Source organism: Galbibacter sp. (genome assembly GCF_035306585.1).
Lineage (GTDB): Bacteria > Bacteroidota > Bacteroidia > Flavobacteriales > Flavobacteriaceae > Galbibacter.
In genome coordinates this window covers 1-4,951 of record NZ_DATGNU010000078.1, presented here as the reverse complement: position 1 = coordinate 4,951, position 4,951 = coordinate 1, and the positions used below count along the sequence as shown (strand labels likewise).

5 protein-coding genes and 1 pseudogene are annotated in these 4,951 nt (G+C 38.4%); all 6 read right to left on the bottom strand.

The genetic code is table 11. From position 1 onward, the window contains the following. Nucleotides 1-99 (bottom strand): annotated as a pseudogene (locus tag VKY50_RS08135) (succinate--CoA ligase subunit alpha); the annotation flags it as partial. Nucleotides 100-242: 143 nt separating this feature from the next. Then, on the bottom strand, nucleotides 243-1,172 hold the full coding sequence (locus tag VKY50_RS08130; protein ID WP_324300705.1) for a UDP-3-O-(3-hydroxymyristoyl)glucosamine N-acyltransferase: 930 nt from the start codon (nucleotides 1,170-1,172) through the stop codon (nucleotides 243-245). A 12-nt stretch (nucleotides 1,173-1,184) separates the two neighbouring features. Then, nucleotides 1,185-1,751 (bottom strand): elongation factor P, encoded by a 567-nt coding sequence (gene efp, locus VKY50_RS08125; protein WP_324300702.1) that lies wholly within the window; start codon nucleotides 1,749-1,751, stop codon nucleotides 1,185-1,187. Between the two features lie 9 nt (nucleotides 1,752-1,760). After that, nucleotides 1,761-2,549: an acyl-ACP--UDP-N-acetylglucosamine O-acyltransferase gene (gene lpxA / locus VKY50_RS08120; protein WP_324300700.1), complete on the bottom strand. Its 789-nt coding sequence runs from the start codon at nucleotides 2,547-2,549 to the stop codon at nucleotides 1,761-1,763. Next, nucleotides 2,549-3,964 carry a bifunctional UDP-3-O-[3-hydroxymyristoyl] N-acetylglucosamine deacetylase/3-hydroxyacyl-ACP dehydratase gene (locus tag VKY50_RS08115; protein ID WP_324300698.1) on the bottom strand — a complete coding sequence of 472 codons (1,416 nt, stop codon included), beginning with the start codon at nucleotides 3,962-3,964 and terminating at the stop codon, nucleotides 2,549-2,551. Before VKY50_RS08115 ends, lpxA begins: the two co-directional genes overlap by 1 nt. 4 nt (nucleotides 3,965-3,968) lie before the next feature. Then, nucleotides 3,969-4,951 (bottom strand): UDP-3-O-(3-hydroxymyristoyl)glucosamine N-acyltransferase (lpxD, locus tag VKY50_RS08110; RefSeq protein WP_324300696.1); only part of this gene is annotated, 983 nt, incomplete at its 5' end.

The window sequence follows — 4,951 nt, the reverse complement described above, 5'->3', positions numbered from 1 at the left end:
GGTTCCGTATTCGATCATTTGTTCAGCGTGAAATGTTCCTTCGCTACCTGTGAATCCTTGTACTATTATTTTTGAATCTTTGTTTACTAATACACTCATTAGGGTTGAATTTAATTAAAGCTATGCAAAAATAGCCTTTTGAATAGGAATAGAGAAATAAAGAATTGAAAATTACTCATTAATTTTAAATCGATTTTACTTTTCACTGAGCTACATAAATTTAGGGCTCCCAAAACGTTATTTTAGCCTAGTTTTTCAATGATCGCCGGTAATTTTCGAATGCCAGCAAGTTCTTTGTATTTTTTTCTGGCCTCCTCTGCAGGATATCCAAAATAGGTCTTCCCTCCTTCTAAAGATTTGCTAATTCCCGACTGGGCTAATATAACTGCCTTTTGCCCGATACAAATAGCACTTGCAATCCCTACTTGTCCCCATATGGTTACCTGGTCTTCAATTACTACACATCCAGCAATCCCTACTTGAGAGGCTATTAAACATTTATGTCCTATAACAGAGTCATGACCAATATGCACTTGGTTGTCGATTTTACTGCCTTTTTTTATCAGTGTTGTGCCACTTACACCGCGATCGATAGTGCATAGCGCTCCAAGATCTACATCATCCTGGATCACAACGTTGCCACCGGATTTTAATTTATCAAATGCATCTGGTCTATTTTTATAATAAAAGGCTTCTGAACCAATGACTGTCCCAGCGTGAATGGTGACGTTATCCCCAATTTCGCAGTGGTCATAAATGGAAACGTTGGCATGAATGACGCAGTTTTTTCCAATGCGTACGTGGTTCCCAATAAACGCCCCTGGTTGAACAATAGTTCCTTCACCTATAGTAGCGGTAGTAGCGATATGTTGAGTCGCTTTTTCGAAGGGCTTAAAGTACTCGGTTAGCTTGTTAAAATCACGAAATGGATCCTCAGAGATCAACAGGGCTTTACCTTTGGGGCACTCCACTTGTTTATTAATCAATACCACTGTGGCAGCTGATTCCAATGCCTTCTCGTAATACTTAGGATGATCGACAAAAACAATATCTCCAGGTGTTACCACGTGGATTTCATTCATTCCCAAAATTGGAAAATCATCATCTCCTACATAAGAGCAGTCTAACAGACCTGCAATCTGCTTCAAGCTATGTTGCTGTGGAAATTTCATTGATAAAGTGTATTATTCCTTAGCGCGCTCCATATAAGCGCCTTTTTCTGTGTCGATCTTAATACGATCCCCTTCATTTATAAAAAGAGGCACATTAATCCTAGCCCCAGTCTCAACAGTAGCGGGCTTGGTAGCGTTGGTCGCTGTGTTCCCTTTTACACCTGGTTCGGTGTGGGTAACCTCCAAAATTACATGCGCTGGTAAATCAACAGATAGCGGCATATTATCTTCGGTATTAAATAAAATGGTAACAATTTCTCCTTCTTTTAATAAATCTGGCGCATCCAAAACTTCTTTTTGAAGCGAAATCTGATTGTAGTCATCTGTATTCATAAAGTGGAATGTATCTCCTTCAGGGTACAGATACTGGTAAGATCTTGTTTCCACACGGACATCATCAATTTTATGACCCGCTGAAAATGTGTTTTCAAGCACCTTTCCAGTTGTTACACTTTTAAGTTTAGTACGGACAAACGCTGGACCTTTCCCTGGTTTTACATGAAGAAATTCAATGATTTTATAAATGTCCTGATTAAAACGAATGCATAATCCTTTTCTAATATCTGATGTAGATGCCATATATATTGTTTAATGATTAGAACTAAAATAACCTTTCATGATTCCACGTTGAGAATCCTTAATGAATTGCAGGATTTCATCTCGCTCTGGTGTAGCTTCCATCTCGGCCTCAATAATTTCTACTGCTTGAGAATTATTGTAATTCTTTTGGTATAGAATTCTGTAGATATCCTGGATCTCTCTAATTTTTTCTGTCGAGTATCCCCTTCTTCTTAGTCCTACTGAATTAATCCCTACATAGGATAACGGTTCTCTAGCTGCCTTGGTATAAGGTGGAACATCTTTTCTAACCAAAGACCCACCGGTTACAAAGGCATGGTTGCCGATAGAGCAAAATTGATGCACCGCAGTCATTCCTGCAAGAACAACATAATCGCCTACGGTAATGTGACCAGCCAAAGTACTGTTATTTGAAAAAACGCAGTGATCACCAACCACACAATCGTGTGCGATATGGCTGTAGGCCATGATCCAGCAATTTTTACCGATTACGGTTTTCATTCGATCTGTGGTTCCTTTATTGATGGTAACACATTCGCGAATTGTTGTATTGTCTCCGATTACCACCGTGGTATCTTCGTCATTATATTTTAAATCCTGTGGGATGGCTGAGATCACAGCACCTGGAAAAATACTGCAATTTTTACCGATACGTGCCCCCTCCATAATGGTGACATTACTACCAATCCATGTTCCTTCTCCGATGATTACATTATTATTTATGGTCGCAAAAGGCTCTATTACTACATTTTTGGCGATTTTCGCCCCAGGATGCACATATGCAAGTGGTTGATTCATTATTCCTTTGTTTGATCTTTAACTTTTACTATTTGTGCCATCAATTCTGCTTCAGTTGCTAATTTACCATTAGCGTAGGCATAGGCTTGCATATGACAAATACCTCTTCTTATTGGGGAAATTAATTCCATTTTAAATATAAGGGTGTCTCCTGGAATCACTTGTTGCTTAAACTTAACATTATCAATTTTCATAAAGTAAGTTAAATAATTTTCCGGATCTGGCACCGTGCTTAGGGCTAATATTCCGCCAGTTTGTGCCAATGCCTCCACCTGTAAAACTCCAGGCATAATTGGTGCTCCTGGGAAATGCCCTTGGAAGAACGGTTCGTTCATAGTGACATTTTTCATACCTACCACATGATTGTTCGACAGTTCAATAATACGATCCACTAATAAGAAAGGGAATCGATGTGGTAGAATTTTCATGATTTGATTGATGTCCATTAGCGGCGGCTGATTCAAATCATATTTAGGCACCTTATTTCTACGTTCAATTCTGATAATTTTAGATAGCTTCTTTGCAAACTGTGTATTGACATAATGTCCAGGTTTGTTGGCAATTACTTTCCCTCGGATTCTACACCCTACCAGAGCTAGATCTCCGATAACATCTAATAATTTATGGCGTGCCGCTTCGTTGGGATGATGAAGGGTTAAGTTATCTAAAATACCATTAGGTTTCACTGAGATAGAATCCTTTTTAAAAGCAACTCTAAGTTTCTCCATGGTCTCTTGAGACAATTCCTTATCTACATAAACAATGGCATTGTTTAAATCCCCTCCTTTTATAAGTCCATGTTCGAGCAAGGTTTCTATTTCGTGTAGAAAGCTAAAGGTTCTAGCATTGGAGATTTCAGATTCAAAATCACTTAATTTTTTTAGTGTTGCATTTTGGGTTCCCAATACTTTGGTCCCAAAATCAACCATGGTAGTGACTTGATATTCATCTGCAGGAATAATAGTGATCTCACTACCACTCTCCTCGTCCGAATAGGAAATGACGTCATTGACGATAAACTCTTCCCGATCTGCTTTTTGTTCTACAACACCTGCTTCTTTAATAGCCTGTATGAAGAATTTAGAAGAACCGTCCATAATAGGAGGTTCAGATGCATCTAATTCGATAAGGACATTATCGACCTCTAACCCTACTAATGCAGCAAGAACATGTTCTGAGGTTTGAATTTTCACCCCATTTTTTTCCAAATTGGTGCCTCGTTGGGTATTGACCACGTAATTCGCATCAGCCTCTATTACGGGTTGACCTTCCAAATCTATTCTTTTAAACGCATAGCCAAAGTTTTCTGGTGCCGGTTTAAAAGTCATAGTCACCTCTTTACCTGTGTGTAATCCTACACCTCTCAAAGAAACTTCGTTTGCAATAGTTCTTTGCTTTGCAGCCTGATTACTCATTGTATTATTTTTTTTCCAGTTGATCAATTCTATCTACCAATTTTGGTAAATTCTTAAAATGTACATATGATTTATTAAAATCGCCGTAGCTTAATGCTGGCGAACCTTGGAGTACTTCGTCATCTTTAACATTGCGACCAATTCCAGATTGCGCTTGAATTTTAGCACGATCACCAATGGTGATATGCCCCACAATACCTACTTGTCCACCTATAATGCAATTTTTACCTATTTTAGTTGATCCAGCAATACCGGTCTGAGCTGCAATGACTGTATCTTCTCCAATTTCTACATTATGAGCGATTTGAATTTGATTATCCAGTTTTACGCCATCTTTTATGGTAGTAGAACCTAAAGTCGCACGATCAATTGTCGTCCCAGCTCCTATTTCTACAAAATTACCTAAAACAACATTTCCAGTTTGTGGAACCTTTTGGTAATGCCCATCTTGATCTGGGGAAAATCCGAATCCATCCGCACCGATGACACATCCGCTATGGATAATACAATTTTTCCCAATCACTGTTTCAGATTGAATCTGCGTACCTGAGAATATGATGACATTATCATCGATTTTAGAGTTGGCTCCAATATATACATTAGGATAAATTTTTACATTTTCTCCAATGGTAACATTTTCGCCAATATAAGTGAAGGCTCCAATATAATGATCGGGTCCATAAACTGCTGATTCTGCAATATATACAGGGTGTTCGATTCCAGTTTTATTAAGCTTTACCTGATTGTAGTATTCCAATAATTTTGAAAACGACTTATAGGCATCCTCCACAAGTATGAGGGTGGTGCTGATATTATGTTCGGCATCAAAGGTTTTGTTAACAATCGTGATGGAGGCTTTTGTTGAATAAATATAGGATGTGTATTTAGGATTCGCTAAAAAAGTTAGCGATCCCTCAGTCCCTTCTTCGATCTTGGAGAGTTTGGAAACTTCCACGTCGGGATTTCCTATAATTTCTCCATCTAGTA

What these genes read in the sequence shown, in the direction of transcription:
- VKY50_RS08130 (WP_324300705.1), bottom strand. Translation starts at nt 1,172, where the DNA reads ATGAAATTTCCACAGCAACATAGCTTGAAGCAGATTGCAGGTCTGTTA.
- efp (WP_324300702.1), bottom strand. Translation starts at nt 1,751, where the DNA reads ATGGCATCTACATCAGATATTAGAAAAGGATTATGCATTCGTTTTAAT.
- lpxA (WP_324300700.1), bottom strand. Translation starts at nt 2,549, where the DNA reads ATGAATCAACCACTTGCATATGTGCATCCTGGGGCGAAAATCGCCAAA.
- VKY50_RS08115 (WP_324300698.1), bottom strand. Translation starts at nt 3,964, where the DNA reads ATGAGTAATCAGGCTGCAAAGCAAAGAACTATTGCAAACGAAGTTTCT.